This is a genomic window from Haloarcula salina (assembly GCF_010119195.1).
Classification (GTDB): domain Archaea; phylum Halobacteriota; class Halobacteria; order Halobacteriales; family Haloarculaceae; genus Haloarcula; species Haloarcula salina.
Map to the genome: position 1 here is coordinate 23,134 of NZ_WRXL01000002.1, position 18,775 is coordinate 41,908.

Genomic DNA, 18,775 nt, shown 5'->3' on the forward strand with positions numbered 1-18,775 from the left:
TCGACGGCCAAGCACTCTCTGGAGGGCGGGATGGCGTATCCCCGGACCAGTATAGTTCAGTGAGGCAGGTATACTTATCCGCTGTTAACTGTCTCCGACCCAGATACGTGTTACAGGGGCTGTAACACCAGCGAGTTCGTTCGGCAACGGCGTGGCGGGTGGCTGATTCGCTCCCGTGTCACCTAGATCCCGCTCCGAGGGGAACTGAAAGAATGACCGACACTATAAGTGTGTGGCAAACGTTAACAGAAGTATGTCTCCGCCCGGACGGGAGATTCAGTACACTGAATCGGACGTGATCGAGGTGTTCAAAGACAGGAACGATTACGCGGAGCCGCTGACAGCGTCGGAGGTCGCCGAGCGACTCGGCTGTTCGCGGCGGACCGCGCTGAACAAGCTCCACGACCTCGAATCGGAGACCGACATCACGAGCAAGAAGGTCGGCGGGCGCTCGCGCGTGTGGTGGATCCCCGTGCGGACGGGGTGACCGGCGGACGCAGCCGACAGCAGCACAGACTCAGAACTCCCACTCCGCGGCCCGCTCGCGGGCTTCGGCCCGCGCCTGGTCCTTGATCGCTTCGATCTTCTCGGTGTCGTCGAGGAACGCCTCGACGGCGCTCTGTGCGTCGCCGGCGTCGTCCGTCGAGCCGCCGCGCTCCACCGCGTCTCGGCGGTCGGCCGGAGCCGCACGCCGCGTGCTGTCGGCGAGCGCCGGATCGCCGGCCAGCCGTTCGGCGGGCATCCCGGGCGGCACTCGGAGGTCGTCGGCACGGTGGGCCGGTTCGAGGTCGGCGGCGTCGAGCGCGTACAGCGAGACGTGGTACGGGCCGGGAACGGCGAGGTCGGCGAGCGCCGGCGGCCCGCCGCGGTCCGTGCCCGTGTGGTACGCGAGCACCGGCACGCCGTCGGCGAAGGTGACGACGCCGCGGCCCTCGGCGTCGAGCAGGAGCGTCTCCTGGGACTCGAAGACGGCGTAGCCGGTCAGTCCGCGGTCGAGCACGTCGGCCAGCACGTCTCGCGGCTCGGTGACGACGCGGGACCTGCGGAGGCGGCCGCGTGGAAGCTTCATAGCTGCTCCGGGACGACGGCGCTGCGGAACCGGTCGGCGGCGTCGCCGGGGGAGCCCTCGCGGACGGTGAGCGCGTCGGCGGCCCGGCGATAGGCCGCCGCGGCCGCACAGTCCGGCGCGTGGGCGAGCAGCGGTCGGCCCGCGCGGCGCGCCTCCCGCGCTCGCTCGCTCTCGGGGACCGCCGCGAGCGTCGGCCCGTCGAAGTAGCGCTCGGTCTTCTCGGCCACGCGGTCGATGGACTCAGACTCCCGGACCTTGTTGAACAGCAGGCCGGCCACGCCCGTGTCGTAGGTCGTGGCGTACTCCTGGACCTTCAGGCCGTCGGAGATCGCCGGAATCGTCGGCTGGAGGACGACCACGATGCGGTCGGCGAGCACCACGGGGAGGACGGCGGTTCGGCTGTCGAGCGCCGGCGGCGAGTCGAGCAAGATTACGTCCGTGCCCGCCGCGAGCGTCGCGACCACCTCGCGCAGTCGGTCGGGATCGGCGTCCCTGAAGCCGTCGAGGCTCGTCCCGCAGGGGACGACCGTCATCCCGAAGCGGTCGTACGTGGCCGCTTCCACGGGCGCGTCGTCGGCCAGCACGTCGTGCAGCGTCGTCTCGGCATCCGAGAGGCCGGCGTGAAAGAGCAGGTTCGCCATCCCCGTGTCGGCGTCGACCACCGTCACGTCGTACCGCTCGGAGAGCGCCATCCCGAGCGCGACGGTGCTCGTCGTCTTACCAGTGCCGCCCTTCCCACTGGCGACCGCGAACACTTCGACCATTTCGAGAATATTGCGAGCCGATCGTATATAAACTTCTGGAAATTGAAGAGGGAATAAACGGACACATCACCGTTCGGGCAGCCCGAGGGGCGCGAGGTCGACGTGGTCCGCGACGAGCGCGGCGGCGCGGTCGTACGGGTCCGGCCGCGACTCGCCGAGGCTCGCCGGCAGGTCGATACCCGCCGACTCGAACGCATTTCGCACGAAGGCATTCCGTGCCGCGTCGTTGACGAAGAGGTCGTGCAGGTATGTTCCGAGGACGGCGTCGGTCGCGGCCCCGTCGCCCTCGAACGGGCGGGCCGCGTCGCCGATAAGCGTCGAGTCGCCCATGTGGATCTCGTAGCCCTCGACCGTCCCGCTCGCGCCGGAGAGCGGCCCGACGCCGCGGAGGTCCTGCTCGACGCGCTCGACGGTCTTGGACTCGGAGAACGCGGTCGTCACGGGCAGGAGGCCGAGCCCGTCGACGCGGTCTCGTTCGCCCGTCCCCTCGACGGCGGCGTTGGTGAGTTCCTCGCCGAGCATCTGGTAGCCGCCACAGAGGCCGACGACCGGCCCGTCGAACGCTCGGAGACGGTCCCCGAAGCCCGCGTCGGCGAGCGCCAGCAGGTCGTCGACGGTGTTCTTGCTCCCCGGCAGGACCACCGCGTCGGCGTCGTCGAGCGTCGCCACGGGCGGGACGTAGGCGACCCTGACGCCGGGTTCGCGGGCGAGCGGTTCGAGGTCCGTGAAGTTCGAGATGCGAGGGAGCCGCGGGACCGCGACCGTCACGCTCTCGCCGTCGGGCACGCCGTCGTCGGCCCCGACAACGGCGCGTTCGCCCATCGGCGGGAGCGCCACGCTGTCCTCCTCCGGGAGCCCGGGGTCGTCGTAGGGGAGCACGCCGAGGACGGGCACGCCGGTCCGCTCCTCGAACTCCTCGACGCCCGGGTCGAGCAGCGAACGGTCGCCGCGGAACTTCGTGATCACGGCGCCGGCGACTCGCTCGCGCACGTCGTCGGGCAGGAGTTCGAGCGTCCCCACGAGCGAGGCGAAGACGCCGCCGCGCTCGATGTCGGCGACCAGCAGTACATCGGCGTCGGCGAAGCGGGCGGTCTCGACGTTCGCCAGGTCCCGGTCGTGGAGGTTTATCTCGGCGATGGAGCCGGCCCCCTCGGCCACGATCACGTCGTGTGCCGCGGCGAGGCGGTCGTGGGCCGTGCGGGCGGCGTCGAGCGCGTCCGCCCAGTGGTCGTCGTAGTACGACCGCGCCGCGAAGTGCCCGACGGCCTCGCCGTCGACGACCAGTTGCGACTCGCCGTCGCCCCGGGGCTTCAGGAGGACCGGGTTGTGGTCGGTCCTCGGCGGGACGCCGGCCGCGCGGGCCTGGACGTACTGCGAGACGCCGATCTCGCCCCCGGGCGTCGCCCGGGCGTTGTTGCTCATGTTCTGGGCCTTGAACGGGGCGACGGAGACGCCCCGGTCGGCCAGACACCGGCAGAGTCCGGCCGCGACGGTCGACTTGCCGACGTGGCTCGCGGTGCCCGCGACGAGCAGGGTTTCGGCCATCACGTCTCCCGTCGGGGGCAACCGATACGTGTGTTTCGGCTCTGCGGACCGTCCCGTCGAAGCCGGGCCGCCGTCCAGGCGGTGGCGAGTCCACCGTCGCTTTGATGTGGTCTGTGTGTTTCTGTCATGGTATGTTTGACCGGACCAGGGACCGACTGTCCCGCCCGCCGGTAGCGAGCGATGCGCCTCGGTTCGACGGCTGTCGCTCGGTGTCGTCCCGGCGCGTCAGTGACGCCGTTGCGACTCCTGCCGACCCGCAGTCGACTCCCCTCACCCCAGGACGCGAATGACTTCCAGAACCGATACCGACGAGCAGTGTGCGCTGTGTGGACTGGCAGTCACCGGGACGGCCGTCGAGGGTGACTCGGGCGACCGCTACTGCTGTGTGGGCTGTCGGGACGTCCACCAGACGCTGGATTCGATGCCAGCCGTGGAGCCGGCCGACATCAGGGACGCGGTCGCGGCCGACGAGCCCGAGTCCGTCGACGACTCGCCGCCCGAGGGCCACGAGCGCCTCTTTCTGCGGGTCAACGGCATGCACTGTGCGACCTGCGAGGCGTTCATCGAATCGCTGGCGGCCGACACCGACGGCATCACCGCGGTGGCGGTCAGCTACGTCACCGAGACGGCTCGGGTGGACTACGACCCCGACCGACTCACGCCGGCCGAGGTTCGCGACGCGCTCTCGGCGGCCGGATACACCGCCACTGACCGCGAAGACACCGTGGCCGAGCACGCGGCCGAGGAGGACCTCATGTGGCGCGTCGCGGCCGGTGCCATGCTCGGCATGTGGGTGATGATGCCCTACGTCATCTTCGTCTATCCGCTGCACTTCGGCCTCTACGGCCCCGACCTGATGGCGTTCACGCGCGAGCAGGTGACGGGTCACTACCACCTCTACGGCGTGCTGTTCCTGTTCACGACGCTCGTTCTCGGCTACACCGGCGGGCCGCTGCTCCGGGGGGCGTACGTCAGCCTCCGGACCCGCAGTCCGAACATGGACCTGCTCGTCTCACTGGCGGCCGTGAGTGCCTACCTCTACAGCACACTCGCCGCTATTCTCGGGCGAATCGACCTCTACTTCGACGTGACGATCGCCATCGTCGTGGTGGTCACGGCGGGAACCTACTACGAGTCGAAGATCAAACGGTCGGCGACCGAGCGCCTCGCCGACCTGCACACCGCACGGGCGGCCGAAGCGACGGTGCAGGCCGACGATGGCACCACGCGAACGGTCCCGACCGGGGACCTCTCCGCCGGCGACGAGGTCCTCGTTCGCGCCGGCGACCGCATCCCGGTGGACGGAACGGTCTCCGAGGGCGACGGGACGGTCGACGAGGCGGTCGTCACGGGGGAATCGCTACCGGTCTCGAAACGGCCGAGCGACACCGTCGTGGGCGGCTCGGTCCTGACTGACGGGGCGATCGTCGTCGAAGTCGGCGAGGGCGCGACCAGCAGCGTCGATCGCATCTCGGATCTCATGTGGGACCTCCAGAGTACGAACCGCGGCATTCAACAGCTCGCCGACCGGCTCGCCGTGGTTTTCGTCCCCGGCGTGCTCACGCTCGCGCTGCTCGCCGGCCTGGGGTATCTCGCCGTCGGTGCCGGCGTCACCCGCGCGCTGCTCGTCGCCCTGACCGTCTTGCTGGTCTCCTGTCCGTGCTCGCTCGGCCTGGCGACGCCGCTGGCCGTCGCGTCGGCCATCAGGGAGGCAATCGAGCATGGCATCGTCGTCTTCGACGAGACGATTTTCGAGCGGGTGCGCGACGTGGACGTGGTGGTGTTCGACAAGACCGGGACGCTCACGACGGGCGACCTCCGGGTGGTCGAGACGGACGCGCCCGACGACGTGCTCGCCGCCGCCGCCGCGCTGGAACAGCGGGCCTCCCACCCCGTCGCCGGTGCCATCGTCGACGCGTTCGGCGGGCACTTCTCCGACCGGGACGGGCCGCCGACCGCCGCCGACGGCGGGACGCGTTCTGACGACGGCCGCTCGCCGGCCGAGCGTGGCCGCCCGGCCGATTCGAACGACTCCCAGGGGGCAGCGCCCTCCTCCGAAGGGGGTGCCGACGCGCTCCCCATCGAGGAGTTCCAGCGACACGGGACGGGCGTCTCGGGCCGCGTGGACGGGCACCGCGTCCTCGTCGGCCATCCCGACCTCTTTGCCGACCGCGGCTGGGCCGTTCCGGAAGCCATCGCGTCGCGCGCCGAAACGGCTCGAGAGGACGGCTCGCTTCCGGTCGTCGTCGGCCGCGACGGCGACGCTTCGGGGCTCCTCGTTCTGCGGGACGAACCCCGCGAGGCGTGGTCGGAGACCCTCGCAGCGCTGGCCGACCGCGACGTCGAGGTCGTGGTGCTGACCGGCGACGACGAACGGGCGGCCGTCGGGTTCGCCGACCACCCCGCCGTCGAACACGTCTTCGCGGGAGTACCGCCGGAGGGAAAGGCCGAGACGGTCCGCCGGTTCGGCCGCGACCGGTGCGTCGCGATGGTCGGTGACGGGACGAACGACGGCCCGGCGCTCGCCAGCGCCGACCTCGGTATCGCGCTCGGCGGCGGGACCGCGCTGGCGGTCGACGCCGCGGACATCGCCATCGTCGACGACGACCTCTCGGCGATCGAGACGGTCTTCGACCTGTCGACTGCCGCCGGAGCCCGAGTCAAACAAAACGTCGGCTGGGCGTTCTGCTACAACGCGGTCGCCATCCCGGTGGCGATCCTCGGCCTCCTCAATCCGCTGGTCGCCGCCGCGGCGATGGCGAGCAGCAGCCTGCTGGTGGTGTTCAACTCCGGGCGAGCGCTGCTCGAGTGACCGTTCCGCTCGCAGCGTCGCCGCCAGCGAAAGAACCGCCACCGGACCCGCCGACCGTACGGGGTATCGCGCGAATGACGCGAGGACGGACTTCGAGAGGCGTACCAGAAGATGCCCCTCGCTCACGGCCTCTCGCTCCTCGGTATCCCGGTGCCGCACGTCGAACCGCAGATTTATCAGCCGCTCGTGGTCCCGTAAGTCGGGCGGTCGGACTGTCGATTCGCGGCGGTCGACTCGGCCGACGTCCGCCCCGCCCGGGGTTTCCCAGCGTTCGAGAATTCTAAACCCGATTGAATAGGCGGTGTCAACGATAGTCAACGTAGGCGAGGCTACACGATGACGACACCAGATCGACGGACCGTACTCCGGGGACTCGGCCTGACAATCGGCGCTGTCGCCGGCTGTCAGTCCCGTCTTGGTTCGTCCGGTTCGGACGGCCTTCCGGACACCGCGGACGTGACGATGACGTCCATGCCCACGCCGGCGTTCGAACCAGGGCTCGTCCACGTGGGCGTCGGCGGTCGGGTCGTCTGGACCCACGAGTCCGGCGATCACGACACGGCCGCCTACCACCCCGACACGTACGGGCCGCTCCGCATCCCGGAGTCGGCCGCCCCCTGGGACAGTCCGACGCTCACCCACGTCGGTGAGACGTTCGCCCACACGTTCACCGAACCGGGCGTCTACGACTACGTCGACACGCAGGCGGTCTGCGTCGCGCACGAACAGATCGGAAACGTCGGGCGCGTCGTCGTCGGCTGGCCCGAGGCCGACCCGTCGTCCCAGCCCGGACTGGCCCCGCCGCAGTCGAACCTCCCCTCGATCGCCCGTGACCGCATCGACGAACTGAACGAGCAGACCTACTCGCTGCTCGAAAGCCGCGGACGGACACCGTCGAACGAATGACTCACAGACCCAGCCAGCCCACCAGACGAACGGTACTCCGAGCGACCGGTTCGGCCGCGGCCATCGGCCTCGCCGGTTGCCTGGGACCCAGTACGCCCGCGAACGTCGAACTACCGCCTCCGGACAACTACGAGGCCCTCCAGGAGGCGGACCTCCCGTACCCCATCTACGGCGAGGACCTCCCCGAGGCGACCGTCCCCGACGTCCTCAGCGACCAGCCGGTCTCGTCGTCGTCACTCGTCGGCGACAGCCACCTCCTGCTGACGTTCGTCTACACCCGGTGTAACGGCATCTGTCTCACCCTCGCGTCGGGGCTGGTCCACGCCCAGGCGCGGGCCGCCGAGGGCGGATACACCGACGACCTCTCCCTCGCCGTCATCACGTTCGACCCGGCCACGGACACGCCCGAGACGTTCACCGACTGGGCGGCTGACCAGGGGTTCGATTTCGACCTGGGCAACTGCTATCTGCTCCGGCCGACCTCGCCGGAACGCGCCCGGACCGTCGTCGAGGACACCTACGGGGAGGCCTACGAGAAGAACCCCGACGAGGGGATGCCGTTTCTCCACATGGGCCTGACACTGCTGGTAAACGACGAGGGCGTCGTCGAGCGGGCCTACGCCGGGTCACAGCCACAGCCGGCGACCATCGTCGACGACGTCGAAACGCTGGTGGACGGGTGATTCGATGCGTCGACGGACCTATCTGGCCGGCCTGGCGGGCCTCGGAACCGTGGGCGGCGGCGTCGCCGTCTTTCGCGCCAGGCGGTCCTCGGACGGCGTCGAACCCGTTCGCCTGGAGACCATCGAGGCACCCGGAAGCTCCGGGGAGGACGTGGCCATTCCGGAGCGCGGTCGCGTCACGTTCGTCGAGTTCTTCGCGACGTGGTGTCACGTGTGTGCGGCGTCCATGCCGGCCGTCGGCGAGGCGTACGACCGCGTCGGCGACGACGTCCAGTTCGTCTCGGTGACGAACGAACCGCTCGGCCACGCCGTGACTCGCGCGGAGATCCGAGACTGGTGGGTCGACCACGACGGTCGCTGGCCGGTCGCGACGGACTCGGATCTCCAACTGACCGAGCGACTGGACGTTCGCGCGCTACCGACCGTGCTGGTCCTCGACGCCGACAACGTCGTCCGGTGGGACGCGACGGGGAAGCACTCGGCGGCGACGCTCGTCGAGCGCATCGACGCCGCCCGCGACGAGGGACAACCGTGACCTCGCCGCAGGTGTACGGTGCGGCCAGCCTCGCCCTGGGGACGGGCGTCGCCACGTTCTTCTCTCCGTGCGCGTACGCCTTGCTCCCGGGCTACGTCGGCTACTATCTCAGCGGGACCGACGACAGCGACGACGCCCCGATCCGCGGGGCCGCGATCCGCGGGTTCGCCGCGTTCCTCGGCGTCGCGCTGGTGTTCGGGGCGCTCTCGCTACTCGTCGTCGCCGTCGGGCGTTCGATCCGACCGATCCTGACGCTTCTCGAACCTGTCGTCGGCGTCGCGCTCGTCGCGTTCGGCGTCGCCGTGGTGCTCGGCAAGGGTGCGGGCTGGCACGTCGCCCTCCCGGAACGGCGGCTGTCCGTCGCGGGGTTCGTCCTCTTCGGCGCCGGCTACGCGGTCGCGGCGGCCGGCTGTGTCGCCCCGCTGTTCCTGGCTATCGTCGTCAAGGCCGTGACGTTCTCGCCGGGAGACGCGCTCCTCGTCATGGGCGCGTACACGCTCGGATTCGGCACGCTCCTGCTGGGTGCGACGGTGGCCATCGCCGTCGGACGGCGGGAACTGTTCGACCTGCTCGGCCGGCACCAGCGCCTCCTCAACACCGTGGCGGGTGTCGCGCTCGTCCTGGCCGGCGTCTGGCAGTTGCTCACCACGCTCTGACGGGGCCGTCCGTCGACCCGTCTAGAACTCCGTCCCCTTGCGCGCGCCCTGCCCGGCGTCGATGGGGTGTTTCTCCTTTTTCACCTGCGTCACGAGGTCGGCGTGATCGAGCAGATACTCGGGGCGCTCGTGGCCGCCGGTGAGGATCAGTTCGAGGCCGTCGGGCGTCGACTCGACGAGGTCGACCACGTCCGCGGGGTCGACGAGCCCCCGGTTGGCGGCGTACAGGATCTCGTCCAGAACGAGCATGTGCAGGCCGTCCTCGGGCGGGCCGTCGGGGTCGAGCGGCGCGTCGAGGGCGGCGTCGGCGCTGGCGTCGATCAGCTCCCGGGCGCGGTCGAGCGCGCCCCTCGCGCGGGCCTCGTGCTCGTCGTCCAAACTCCCGTCCATGAAGCCGTGCCAGCCGTAGTGGCCGGCGTTCTCGTAGGAGAAGCCGGGCAGCGCCGCGATGGCGTTGTACTCGCCGCGCACGTCCTCGACGGTGCCGGTCCCGCCCTTCATGAACTGCAGCAGGTGGACGCGGTAGCCGTGGCCGACGGCGCGGGTCGCCATCCCCAGCGCCGCCGTCGTCTTGCCCTTGCCGTCGCCCCACCAGACCTGGACCAGGCCGAACTCCTCTGGCGCGCTCGGCTCGATGGGCTCGGCGGTCGGGCCGGCAGTGTTGTCGGTCATACCCGCTCGTTCACGGCTGGACCACATCGGTCTGCCGGTCGGTGACCACGCCGTGGGCGGCCTCCTCGACGGTCGGCACGTCCGCTTCGTCGTACCGCGCGTCCAGGCTCGCCCGGACGGCGTCCCGGACGCACGCGCGGGCCGCCGCGCCGACCTCGGTCGCGCTCCCGGCGAACGGCGCGCGCTCGGCGCTCGGGACGCCGCCGACGATGGCCGCGTCCGAGGTGGTCCCGGGGACGCCCGCCGCGTCGAGCAGCGTCGCGGCCTTCGCCTCGACCGCGGTCGCGAGCAGCGTCGCCAGCGCGCCGTCGTCGACCGCTCGGTCGACGCCGACGAGGACGTTGACCGTGCCGGGTCGCCAGTCCGGGGCGTCGTTCGCGGTCGCCGGCTCCCTGTCGCCCGTTCGCTCGTCCATCGGCAGCGCCGCGGGGTTCGAGAGCCCGGCCGTCGCCAGCGCCGTCACGGGGCCGCTCCGGGCGCACCGCGCGTGGGCCATGTCCACGCCGGTCAGGAGCGTCGGGCCGACCGGGAAGCCGGCGTCGACGAGCCGTTCCTCGCGGTAGGCGTCGAGGTCGGTCCGATCGAACCCCGTCGGGACCGTGACGTTGTAGACGGCGTCGCTCTCCCGGTAGCCGCCGTCCCACGCCGTCGAGAGCCAGCGCGCCCCCTCTCGGCGGACCTGACAGATCCGCTCTCGGACCGTCGTCTCAAACATCCAGCGCCTCCAGCAGTTGGTCGTTCTCCGCCGGCGACCTGACGGCGACGCGGATATGCGAGTCCAGCCCGCGGAAGGTGCGGGCGTCCCGGAGCGCGATGCCGGCCTCGCGGGCCGACGACAGCACCTCGTCGACGGTGGCCGCGCTCTCCTCGACGGAGAACAGCAGGAACGGCGCGTCCGAAGGGACCACGTCGAAGCGGTCGTCGAGTCGATCGCGAAGGCGCTCGCGCTCGCGGTCGACGCGCGCTCTCGTCTCCGCGACGAACTCCGCTTGCCGGTAGCAGTGCGCGCCGACGGCGGCCGCGGGGGCGCTCATCGACCAGGCGCGCCGGGCCGTCGCGAGGCGGTCTCGCTCCCGTCCGGTCCCGACGGCGTAGCCCATCCGAATCCCGGGCAGGCCGAACAGCTTCGTCAGCGACCGGGCGACGATCATGCCCTCGGTGCCGGCCAGCGACGGCTCGTCGGTGAACCCGAGGAAGGCCTCGTCGACCAGCAGCGTCGTGCCGGCCGCGCGACAGCGGTCGGCGAAGGCCCGGAGCGCCCCGCGCTCGGCGACCTCGCCGGTCGGATTGTTCGGATTGCAGACGACGGCGAGCGCGTGGCCCGCCGGGTCGGCGTCGAGCAGTTCGTCGTGGGGGACGAACTCGGGAGTCGCGCCCTGCAGGCGTATCTCACGGACGTACTCGCCGAAGCTGGGGTACGGGAGCAGGACGCGCTCGCCCGCACGGACCGTCGTCTGGACGGCGAGGCGGATGGCCTCCAGGCCGCCCGCGGTGGGGATCACCTGCTCGGGCGCGCAGTCGACGAACGCCGCCGCGGCCTCGCGGAACGCGGGGTAGTCGTCGGCCGGGTACGACCGCGCGGCCGCGAAGGCGTCTTCGAACACCCGACCCGCGCCGGGCGGGACCCTCGGGTTCGTGTTCGCGCTGAAGTCGAGGAGGTCCGGGTCGTCGCTGCTGCCGTGCGGGACGCGGCCGTCGGGACCGATGGCGTCACCCGCGGCGTCGCCGCCACTCGCCCGCAACCGATCCACCGTGTCCGGGTCCATGCGACGGGCCTACGGCGGGCGGTGTGGAGAAGCTTTCGCGCCCGGTTCGGTCAGTCGTCGGCGTCGACGCCGCGGACCTCGAAGCACGCACCGCCCTCGGCGCTCTCGGTCACCGCCACGTCCCAGTCGTGGGCCTCGGCGATCTCACGGACGATGGCGAGGCCGAAGCCCGTGCCCGACTCCGAGGTCGAGTAGCCGCTTTCGAACACCGCCTCCCGTTTCGACTCGGGGATTCCCGGGCCGTCGTCTTCGACGTAGAACCCGGATTCGCCGTCCAGTTCGCCGACGGCCACCGTCACGTCGTCGCCGCCGTGAACCACGCTGTTGCGAAAGAGGTTCTCGAACAGCTGCTGGAGCCGGGTCGGGTCGGCCGTGATGGAACCGTCGACGGCGACTTCGAGGTGCGCGTCGTCCGTCTTGACGTTTCGCCACCCCTGCTCGACCGCGTCGGCCAGCGCGACGGACGTGACGTCCGTGACGCCCTCTCCCTGCCGAGCCAGCGTCAGGAGGTCGTCGATCAGCTCCTGCATCCGGCGTAGCGAGCGCTCGATCGTCTCGTGATGCCCGTTCGGGGCGTCGTCCTGCGCGAGCTTCAGGCGGGCCTGCGCCACGTCGAGCGGGTTCCTGAGATCGTGGCTCACGATGCTGGCGAACTCCTCGAGGCGTTCGCGCTGTCGTTCGACGTGCTGCTTGTACTCGACGCGTTCCGTGATGTCGGTCGCGACGCCACAGATGCCGGTCACGGTCCCGTCCTCGTCGTAGATGGGGCTCTTGAGTGTGAGGAACATCCGGGAGCCGTCCGCGGTCGGCGCTTCCTCCTCGCGCTCGATCGGGTCGCCGGTCTCGATCACCGCCCGGTCGTCCGCCCGGATTCGCTGCGCGACCGATTCGGGGAACAGGTCCTCGTCGGTCTTCCCGATCACGTCGTCCATCCCGCCCGCGATGACCTCGCGGAACTGCTCGCTGATGACCTGATAGCGCCCGTCGAGGTCCTTGACGAACACGAGCGCGGGCGTCGTCTCGAGAACGCTCTGGAGCTGTCTGTTCGTCCGGGCGAGTTCCGCCTCGCGCTCGCGGCGCGCGGAGATGTCCCGTCCGATGGCGGCGACCCACTCGCCGACCTCCGGGTGCTCGACCCGGTCGACGACGAACTCGTAGGGGGCGGTCTCGCCGTCGCCGGTCGCCAGCGGCAGTTCCATCCTGGCGTCGCCGGTCCGGAACGCGTCCGCGACGGTCTCGCGGTCCTCCGGCCGGAAGAACGCGACGCCGTCTATCGAGGAGAGGTCGGCGGGGTCACGGTCGGTCACGCGCTCCAGCGACTCGTTCCAGCGCCTGACCCGGCCGTTCTCGTCGAGCAGGAAGAACACGTCGTCGACGGCGTCGAGGATGTCGTCGGTGAACTCCTTGTACTGGCTGAGCGTCCGTTCTCGCTCCCTGAGCGCCTGCGTCGTCCGCTTCTGTTCGGTGATATCGAGCGTCGCCCCGCGGACGATGTCGTCTCGGTCGTCGGGCCGTTCCGAGATGACGCGGAGCCAGCGCTCGTTGCCCTCGCCGGTCTCGATCCGATACTCCTGGGTGAGCCCCTCGCCCTCGTCGATGAGCCGGTCGGTCTCGGCGACGACCCGCTCGTAGTCGTCCGGGTGGACGAAGCCGAGCACTTCGTCCGGCGTCATGGCGTCTTGGGGCGGGATCTCGAATATCTCGAAGAGCTGGTCCGTCCACGTCGCCTCGTACGGCGCTTCGGCGATGTCGAGTTCCCACCCGCCCACGTCCGCGATTTCCTGGGTGTGTCTGAGGAGGTCCGTCTTGCGCTGAAGCTCCGCCTTCTGGGCCTTCTGGTCGGTGATGTCGACCATCGCGCCACGGCACTTGTAGCGATCGCCAACCGATTCGACGGGGACGCCGATGGAGCGCAGCCACCGCGTCTCGTCTGCAGCCGGTGCGATTCTGACCTCGATGTCGAACGGCTCACCGCGTTCCAGCAGGCGGGTGAGCGACGACTCGACGCGGTCGCGGTCCGCCGGGTGGACGATCTCCATCGCTCGGTCGACGGGCAGCTGTCCGCCGGGTTCGAGACCGTGCAATCGGTAGAAGCCGTCCGTCGGTCTGCCGACGCTGCCGCCCCCGTCGCTGGGATCGATCTCCCACCCGCCCACGGACGCCAGTTCCTCCGTCTGTGCCAGCAGATTGCGGGTCCGCTCCAGTTCCTGCTCGCGCTCGACGCGCTCCGTCACGTTGCGGCCGGACACGACGAGCGAGACGATCTCGTCGTTGTCGTCTCTGACGGGGCGGACGAACCCGTGCAGGCTGTAGTCGGCGTCCGACTCGGTGTGGTCGACATCGAACTCCACGTACTCCCCGTCGGCGGCGCGCGCGACCCACTCCCGAACGTCGGCCTCGCTGCCGGTCGGCCAGCACGGCGTGTTCCAGAGCGGGGTGCCGGTCACCTCGTCGCTCGACACGCCGGCCATGTCGAGGGCGGTCTGATTGACCTGCCGGACCGTCCCGTCGGGATCGAGGACGGCGACGAGCGTCTGCGGGTCCTCGAAGACGGCTTCGAACCGCCGCTCGCTCCGCTCGCGCTCGCGTCGGGCGCGGCGTCGCTCGACGGCGTTCCGAACCCGGTTCGCCAGGATGGTGTACTGATCGGTGCCGCCGTCCTTCTGCAGGTACTCGGTGACCCCCACCGTGATGGCCTCGCTCGCCACCTCCTCGCTCCCCTTTCCGGTAAAGAGGATGAAGGGGAGGTCCGGGTGGTCCTCGCGGACCGAGCGGAAGAACTCGAGTCCGTCCCGGTCGGGCATGTCGTAGTCGCTGATGACGCAGTCGACGGGTGACTGCTCCAGTATCCGCAGCCCGTCTCCGGGAGTCGTCGCCGTCACGACCGAGAACTCACCGGCCGACTCCAGAAACGCGGCCGCTGTGTCCGCGAAATCCGGTGCGTCGTCGACGTGGAGGACGCGTATCGGATCGGCCATTGGGAGACGTAGTTACTCGTCTGACATAATTGTTCGGCGCGCGCTCGGTGACTCCCCTCACAGCCACTGTTCGGCCACTCGACCGTCGGCGAGCGTGTTGACGTTGACCGCCAGCCGTCGGTCGGGAACGACCGCTGCGTCGTCCGGGCCGTCGCCGACGACGTTGACGCCGGTCGGCGCGACTTCACGGCCGTCGTCGACGAAGGTCGCGTCGTCGCTCACGCCGAGATCGCGCTTCAGCGCCGCCGGTACGAGCACCGTCAGCGACCCGTTCTCGTGGACGTCCAGCACGCGGTCGAGTACCTCGCCGTCGAGCAGCGGGAGATCGGCGGCGACGGTCAGCACCGGCGTCGAGACGCGGTCGTCGTCCAGCGCCGCGCCGAGGTCTGCGACGTAGCCCTCGCCCGGCGTCTCGATGCAGGGCAGGTCGAGGTGCGCCGCCGTCTCGGGGGCGTTCGGCGAGACGACAGCGTAGATTCCCTCGAGGGAACTACGGCGAAGTGCCCTGACGACGCGGTCGACCATCGGGACGCCGCCGACGCGGAACAGGGGCTTCTCGGCGTCGCTGTCGAGTCGCGTCCCCCGACCGCCGCACATCACGAGAGCGTCCACGCGAGCACCTCCCGGAACCCGGTCGAGAGGGGTCCCCAGCCACCGAGGACCGACCACGCGGCGACGCCGACGTGGAGCGCCGCGGCGCGCGCGAGTTCGTTCGCCGCGCCGAAGGCGTCGCCGCCCACGCCGTCGAGCCGCCGGTTCGCCCACCGCGAGACGAGCAGCGCCAGCGCCGGTCCCGAGAGGACCGCGAGCGCGGTCGCGGGGACGGCGAGCGCGGCGGCCGGGAGCGCGGCGACCAGCGGCGCGAGGAGGTGTCGCGGTCGCTTCCCGTCGAGGACCGTCGACCCGAACCCCTCGTGGCTCGGCCGCCCGACGCAGGCGAGCGTGGCCATCGACAGTTTCGCGCCGACTTCGGCGGCGACGACGAGCGCGACGGCGACGAGCGGCGGGAGCCCGGCGACGGCGAGTGCGCCGAGGGCGAGCGCCAGGAGGACGGTTCCGAGCGCGAGGACGGCCCCGACGCCGACGGTGGTGTCCCGCATCACGGCCCGCCGCTCGTCGGGGTCGCCGTGGACGACGGCGGCGTCGCCGAGGTCGGCGAGGCCGTCGGCGTGGTTGACGCCGGCGATCAGGACGACCGCTGTCAGGTACGCCGCGGCGACGACCGGGGCGGGGAGCGCGTCCGCCGCGAGAACGGGGACGGCGACGAGGACGCCGACGACGTAGCCGGCCAGCGGGAACGCCGCGGGGGTCGCGACGAAGGCCTCCCAGGCGGCCTCGGTGTGCCCGACCGGGAGCCGCGAGAGGAAGCCGAGCGCGCCGCGGACGGCGGTCAGGACCACGCGAGCACCCCCGCGCCAGCGAGCAGATACGCGAGCAGGCCGGCGACGCCGACGCGCGTGATCCCTCGACGGGCCGCCGCCCCGCTCGGGAGGTCGGAAGCGGGATTCAGGACGTACGTACCGGGCTTTTCGAGGCGGACCCCGAGCGCCGCGGCGGTCGTCCCCATCGGCCAGCCGGAGTTCGGCGAGGGGACGGCGTCCAGCCACTCGCGGGCGCGCGCCAGCGACGACGGCGAGGCGAACGCGACGGCCAGCAAGAGCGCGCTCGCCCGTGCCGGCAGCCACATCGCCGCGTCGTCGAGCCGCGCGGCCGGCGTCCCGACGCGCTTCGAGCGGTAGCCGAGCATCGAGTCCATCGTGTTGACGGTCTTGACCCACGCCGCCGCGCCAGCGGCGACGGGGAGCGCCGGCAGGCCGACGCCGCCCGCGAGCAGGCCGCCGAGGACGAACGCCCCAAGCGACGCGACCAGCCCGTCGGCGAGGTTCTCGGCGGCGCTCTCGACGGCGGCGCTCCGGACCTGCCCCGCCGAGAGGGCGCTGGCGTCCCGGCCGGCGAGGGCGAGCAGGCCGTCTCGCGCCGCGGGGAGGTCGGCGTCGGAAGCGTCGACGACGCGGCCGGCCGCGGCGAGGAGTTCCCGGAGGCTGGTCGTCAGGAACAGCGCGAGACCGGCCGTGGAGACACCGGCGATAGTCGACACCGAGGACGCGGTTGCGACCAAAATACCTACGAACGAACCAAACGCGAGCGGGAGCGAAACGGCCGCGACCGCGCCGACGAGGAGCGGCCGGTCCCACTGCCGGTCGAGCGGCGCGACGACCCGGCCGAGCCACGCGACGGGATGGAACCGGTTCGAGGGCTCGCCGACCGCCAGTTCGAGCGCGGCGGCGACGGCGACGGCCGCGAGCGCCGCGAGCCCGTTGCCGGCCAGACCGTCGATGGCGCGTAGCGCGGTCAGCACAGCCGTCCCTCCCGGATGGCGGCGGCGAGGTCGGGGAGCGGCCGGTCGTCGAGGAGGACCGACCGCGCGCCGGCCCGCCCGGCCCCGCCGTCGGTCCGGGCGTCGTCGCCGACGTGGACGAGGGCCGCGAGCGGGACGCCGAGCGCGTCGGCGGTCGCCTCGAAGATTTCGGCGTGGGGCTTTCGCCAGCCGCAGTCGACGCTCGTGACGACGGCGTCGAAGTCCCGGCCGGCGGCTCCTTCGAGGCCGGCGCGGGAGAGCGTGCGTTCGACCAGTCCCGGCACGGAGCAGTTCGAGCAGACGCCGATCGGGCCGCGGTCCGCCGCGGCGCTGAGCGCGTCGACGGCCCCGTCGCGCACCGTCACCGGGCTGTCGAAGGCCGCGAGGACGGCCTCGCGTGCGGTCGCCTCGGACACGTCGACGCCGCGATTCGCGAGCGCCAGGCGGACGTGCTCGTCGAGCGGGGCCTCGCGGCCGCGCTCGTAGTCGCGGTGCGACGAGCGGTAGGCGGTCTCCCAGTCGTCGGGGACGCGGATCGATCGGTCGGCGAGCGCGTCCGCGACGGCGTCCCACGGGGCGGCCGGCCGGTCGGCCGTGACGAGCGTCCCGAACAGGTCGAACGAGAGTGCCACACTCCCGTGGTTACTGCAAGCGCACTTGAACTGTGCGGTGGTCGGCCGCTCGCCGACGCGGCCGCCGAACCGGGCTTGCGCCATTCCAAACCGTTTATACCGAAACAGGGGTAATCCGGCGGTATGGCAAGAGAGCAGACCGAAGTTCGAGAGCTCGACGAGGGCAGCTACGTCATGATCGACGACACGCCGTGTAAGATCAACTCCTACAGCACGGCCAAGCCGGGCAAGCACGGCAGCGCCAAGGCCCGAATCGACGCCAAGGGCGTCTTCGACGAGAAGAAGCGCTCGCTGTCCCAGCCGGTCGACGCGAAGGTCTGGGTCCCGATCATCAACCGGAAGCAGGGCCAGGTCGTCTCGACCGACGGCAACGACGCCCAGGTCATGGACCTCGACACCTACGACACGTTCACGATGCGCGTCCCCGAGGACATCGACCTCCAGCCCGACGACGAGATCGAGTACCTCCAGTACGAAGAGCAGCGCAAGATCACGCGCTCGTAACGATGTTTCCCGGTGCGGGGGCCGAGCGCGAGGCGGCCGACTACGCCGTCGTCGGCGCGCCTCTCGACGCCTCGACCTCGTTTCGCCCCGGCGCGCGCTTCGGTCCGCGCCGCGTGCGCCAGTTCGCCCAGGGGTTCGACGACTACGACCGCCGCACCGACCGCCACTTCACCGCCTGTTCCGTCCACGACCACGGCGACATCGGCCCCACGGCCGACACCGCCGAGTACCTCACCTACCTCGAGGGGACCCTCTCAGACTACGACGCCGAGGGGACCGTCCCGCTCCTCGTCGGCGGCGAGCACACCGTCTCCGTCGCCGGCGTCCGCGCGCTCGACCCGGACGTGTTCGTCTGTCTCGACGCCCACCTCGACCTGCGGGAGTCCTACGCCGGCGACGAGTACTCCCACGCGACGGTGACGCGTCACGCGCTCGCGGTTGCCGACGAGGCCGTCGTCGTCGGCGCGCGCACCGGTTCCGAGGCCGAGTGGGACCGGGCGAGCGACGACGACGTGACCGTCGTCCCGCCCGAAGACGCGGCCGACTGGACGCCAGACTTCGACGGCGAGGACGTGTACCTCTCGGTCGACATCGACGCCGCCGACCCGGGCTTCGCGCCCGGCACCGGGACGCCGGAGCCGTTCGGCCTCGCTCCCCGAGAGATGCACGAGGCCGTCCGGGCGGTCGCCCCCCAGTGCGTCGGCTTCGACGTGGTCGAGGTCAACGACCGCGACGACGGCCAGGCCGGGACGCTGGCCGCGAAACTCCTGCGGGCGTTCGTGTTCGCCCACGCGGCCGCCGAGTGACGGGGGGCAAGAGGGCGAGAGCCGACGGCGGCGACCCGTCCGGCCGGGCGACGGCCGACCCGCTCGGACGCCGGCCGTCCGAACCGCG

19 protein-coding genes are annotated in these 18,775 nt (G+C 71.2%); 8 read left to right on the forward strand and 11 right to left on the reverse strand.

Annotated features, from left to right (window positions below; genetic code table 11):
* Positions 1-253 precede the first annotated feature (253 nt).
* Positions 254-487: an HTH domain-containing protein gene (locus GM656_RS05050; protein ID WP_162412585.1), complete on the forward strand. Its 234-nt coding sequence runs from the start codon at positions 254-256 to the stop codon at positions 485-487.
* A gap of 30 nt (positions 488-517) precedes the next feature.
* Here GM656_RS05050 and GM656_RS05055 read toward each other — a convergent pair whose 3' ends face one another.
* From GM656_RS05055 to GM656_RS05065, 3 genes are all read right to left on the reverse strand, one after another.
* Positions 518-1,069, reverse strand: coding sequence for a hypothetical protein (locus tag GM656_RS05055; protein ID WP_162412586.1), 552 nt, complete (start codon positions 1,067-1,069; stop codon positions 518-520).
* The gene (locus GM656_RS05060; RefSeq protein WP_162412587.1) at positions 1,066-1,833 is read right to left on the reverse strand and encodes a nucleotide-binding protein; all 768 of its coding nucleotides are present in this window, start codon (positions 1,831-1,833) and stop codon (positions 1,066-1,068) included. Before GM656_RS05060 ends, GM656_RS05055 begins: the two co-directional genes overlap by 4 nt.
* Before the next feature lie 66 nt (positions 1,834-1,899).
* Complete coding sequence (locus tag GM656_RS05065) at positions 1,900-3,378, reverse strand: cobyric acid synthase (RefSeq protein WP_162412588.1); 1,479 nt, start codon at positions 3,376-3,378, stop codon at positions 1,900-1,902.
* Positions 3,379-3,664: 286 nt separating this feature from the next.
* Between GM656_RS05065 and GM656_RS05070 the strand changes: the two genes are divergently transcribed.
* From GM656_RS05070 to GM656_RS05090, 5 genes are all read left to right on the forward strand, one after another.
* Positions 3,665-6,190 carry a heavy metal translocating P-type ATPase gene (locus GM656_RS05070; RefSeq protein WP_162412589.1) on the forward strand — a complete coding sequence of 842 codons (2,526 nt, stop codon included), beginning with the start codon at positions 3,665-3,667 and terminating at the stop codon, positions 6,188-6,190.
* Positions 6,191-6,526: 336 nt separating this feature from the next.
* Positions 6,527-7,096, forward strand: coding sequence for a cupredoxin domain-containing protein (locus GM656_RS05075; protein ID WP_162412590.1), 570 nt, complete (start codon positions 6,527-6,529; stop codon positions 7,094-7,096).
* The gene (locus GM656_RS05080) at positions 7,093-7,779 is read left to right on the forward strand and encodes an SCO family protein (protein WP_162412591.1); all 687 of its coding nucleotides are present in this window, start codon (positions 7,093-7,095) and stop codon (positions 7,777-7,779) included. Before GM656_RS05075 ends, GM656_RS05080 begins: the two co-directional genes overlap by 4 nt.
* Positions 7,780-7,783: 4 nt before the next feature.
* Entirely contained in the window at positions 7,784-8,314 is a 531-nt protein-coding gene (locus GM656_RS05085; protein ID WP_162412592.1) for a TlpA family protein disulfide reductase, read from the forward strand.
* Positions 8,311-8,970: a cytochrome c biogenesis CcdA family protein gene (locus GM656_RS05090; protein ID WP_162412593.1), complete on the forward strand. Its 660-nt coding sequence runs from the start codon at positions 8,311-8,313 to the stop codon at positions 8,968-8,970. The genes GM656_RS05085 and GM656_RS05090 overlap by 4 nt, the downstream gene beginning before the upstream one ends.
* A 21-nt stretch (positions 8,971-8,991) precedes the next feature.
* Here GM656_RS05090 and GM656_RS05095 read toward each other — a convergent pair whose 3' ends face one another.
* The 8 genes from GM656_RS05095 to GM656_RS05130 are packed head-to-tail and all read right to left on the reverse strand — an operon-like array spanning position 8,992 to position 17,377.
* Positions 8,992-9,642 carry a cob(I)yrinic acid a,c-diamide adenosyltransferase gene (locus tag GM656_RS05095; RefSeq protein ID WP_162412594.1) on the reverse strand — a complete coding sequence of 217 codons (651 nt, stop codon included), beginning with the start codon at positions 9,640-9,642 and terminating at the stop codon, positions 8,992-8,994.
* Between the two features lie 10 nt (positions 9,643-9,652).
* Positions 9,653-10,357: an adenosylcobinamide amidohydrolase gene (locus GM656_RS05100; RefSeq protein ID WP_162412595.1), complete on the reverse strand. Its 705-nt coding sequence runs from the start codon at positions 10,355-10,357 to the stop codon at positions 9,653-9,655.
* Positions 10,350-11,408: a threonine-phosphate decarboxylase CobD gene (gene cobD / locus GM656_RS05105; RefSeq protein WP_162412596.1), complete on the reverse strand. Its 1,059-nt coding sequence runs from the start codon at positions 11,406-11,408 to the stop codon at positions 10,350-10,352. The genes GM656_RS05100 and cobD overlap by 8 nt, the downstream gene beginning before the upstream one ends.
* Positions 11,409-11,458: 50 nt before the next feature.
* Positions 11,459-14,386, reverse strand: coding sequence for a PAS domain-containing protein (locus tag GM656_RS05110; protein WP_162412597.1), 2,928 nt, complete (start codon positions 14,384-14,386; stop codon positions 11,459-11,461).
* Positions 14,387-14,443: 57 nt separating this feature from the next.
* The gene (locus GM656_RS05115) at positions 14,444-14,983 is read right to left on the reverse strand and encodes an NTP transferase domain-containing protein (RefSeq protein ID WP_162413206.1); all 540 of its coding nucleotides are present in this window, start codon (positions 14,981-14,983) and stop codon (positions 14,444-14,446) included.
* Complete coding sequence (gene cobS, locus GM656_RS05120; protein WP_162412598.1) at positions 14,983-15,786, reverse strand: adenosylcobinamide-GDP ribazoletransferase; 804 nt, start codon at positions 15,784-15,786, stop codon at positions 14,983-14,985. Before cobS ends, GM656_RS05115 begins: the two co-directional genes overlap by 1 nt.
* Positions 15,777-16,742 (reverse strand): CobD/CbiB family cobalamin biosynthesis protein, encoded by a 966-nt coding sequence (locus tag GM656_RS05125; protein WP_241692727.1) that lies wholly within the window; start codon positions 16,740-16,742, stop codon positions 15,777-15,779. The genes cobS and GM656_RS05125 overlap by 10 nt, the downstream gene beginning before the upstream one ends.
* Complete coding sequence (locus tag GM656_RS05130) at positions 16,739-17,377, reverse strand: HAD family hydrolase (RefSeq protein ID WP_162412599.1); 639 nt, start codon at positions 17,375-17,377, stop codon at positions 16,739-16,741. Before GM656_RS05130 ends, GM656_RS05125 begins: the two co-directional genes overlap by 4 nt.
* Positions 17,378-17,500: 123 nt before the next feature.
* Between GM656_RS05130 and GM656_RS05135 the strand changes: the two genes are divergently transcribed.
* Positions 17,501-17,881 carry a translation initiation factor IF-5A gene (locus GM656_RS05135; protein ID WP_162412600.1) on the forward strand — a complete coding sequence of 127 codons (381 nt, stop codon included), beginning with the start codon at positions 17,501-17,503 and terminating at the stop codon, positions 17,879-17,881.
* Between the two features lie 2 nt (positions 17,882-17,883).
* A complete protein-coding gene (gene speB / locus GM656_RS05140; RefSeq protein ID WP_162412601.1) occupies positions 17,884-18,687 on the forward strand; it encodes an agmatinase in 804 nt (267 codons plus the stop codon).
* Positions 18,688-18,775: the final 88 nt, after the last annotated feature.

Bases quoted from the DNA above. Each gene is read 5' to 3' on its own strand.
- GM656_RS05050 (WP_162412585.1), top strand. From the start codon at position 254: ATGTCTCCGCCCGGACGGGAGATTCAGTACACTGAATCGGACGTGATC.
- GM656_RS05055 (WP_162412586.1), bottom strand. From the start codon at position 1,069: ATGAAGCTTCCACGCGGCCGCCTCCGCAGGTCCCGCGTCGTCACCGAG.
- GM656_RS05060 (WP_162412587.1), bottom strand. From the start codon at position 1,833: ATGGTCGAAGTGTTCGCGGTCGCCAGTGGGAAGGGCGGCACTGGTAAG.
- GM656_RS05065 (WP_162412588.1), bottom strand. From the start codon at position 3,378: ATGGCCGAAACCCTGCTCGTCGCGGGCACCGCGAGCCACGTCGGCAAG.
- GM656_RS05070 (WP_162412589.1), top strand. From the start codon at position 3,665: ATGACTTCCAGAACCGATACCGACGAGCAGTGTGCGCTGTGTGGACTG.
- GM656_RS05075 (WP_162412590.1), top strand. From the start codon at position 6,527: ATGACGACACCAGATCGACGGACCGTACTCCGGGGACTCGGCCTGACA.
- GM656_RS05080 (WP_162412591.1), top strand. From the start codon at position 7,093: ATGACTCACAGACCCAGCCAGCCCACCAGACGAACGGTACTCCGAGCG.
- GM656_RS05085 (WP_162412592.1), top strand. From the start codon at position 7,784: ATGCGTCGACGGACCTATCTGGCCGGCCTGGCGGGCCTCGGAACCGTG.
- GM656_RS05095 (WP_162412594.1), bottom strand. From the start codon at position 9,642: ATGACCGACAACACTGCCGGCCCGACCGCCGAGCCCATCGAGCCGAGC.
- GM656_RS05100 (WP_162412595.1), bottom strand. From the start codon at position 10,357: ATGTTTGAGACGACGGTCCGAGAGCGGATCTGTCAGGTCCGCCGAGAG.
- cobD (WP_162412596.1), bottom strand. From the start codon at position 11,408: ATGGACCCGGACACGGTGGATCGGTTGCGGGCGAGTGGCGGCGACGCC.
- GM656_RS05110 (WP_162412597.1), bottom strand. From the start codon at position 14,386: ATGGCCGATCCGATACGCGTCCTCCACGTCGACGACGCACCGGATTTC.
- GM656_RS05115 (WP_162413206.1), bottom strand. From the start codon at position 14,983: ATGTGCGGCGGTCGGGGGACGCGACTCGACAGCGACGCCGAGAAGCCC.
- GM656_RS05135 (WP_162412600.1), top strand. From the start codon at position 17,501: ATGGCAAGAGAGCAGACCGAAGTTCGAGAGCTCGACGAGGGCAGCTAC.
- speB (WP_162412601.1), top strand. From the start codon at position 17,884: ATGTTTCCCGGTGCGGGGGCCGAGCGCGAGGCGGCCGACTACGCCGTC.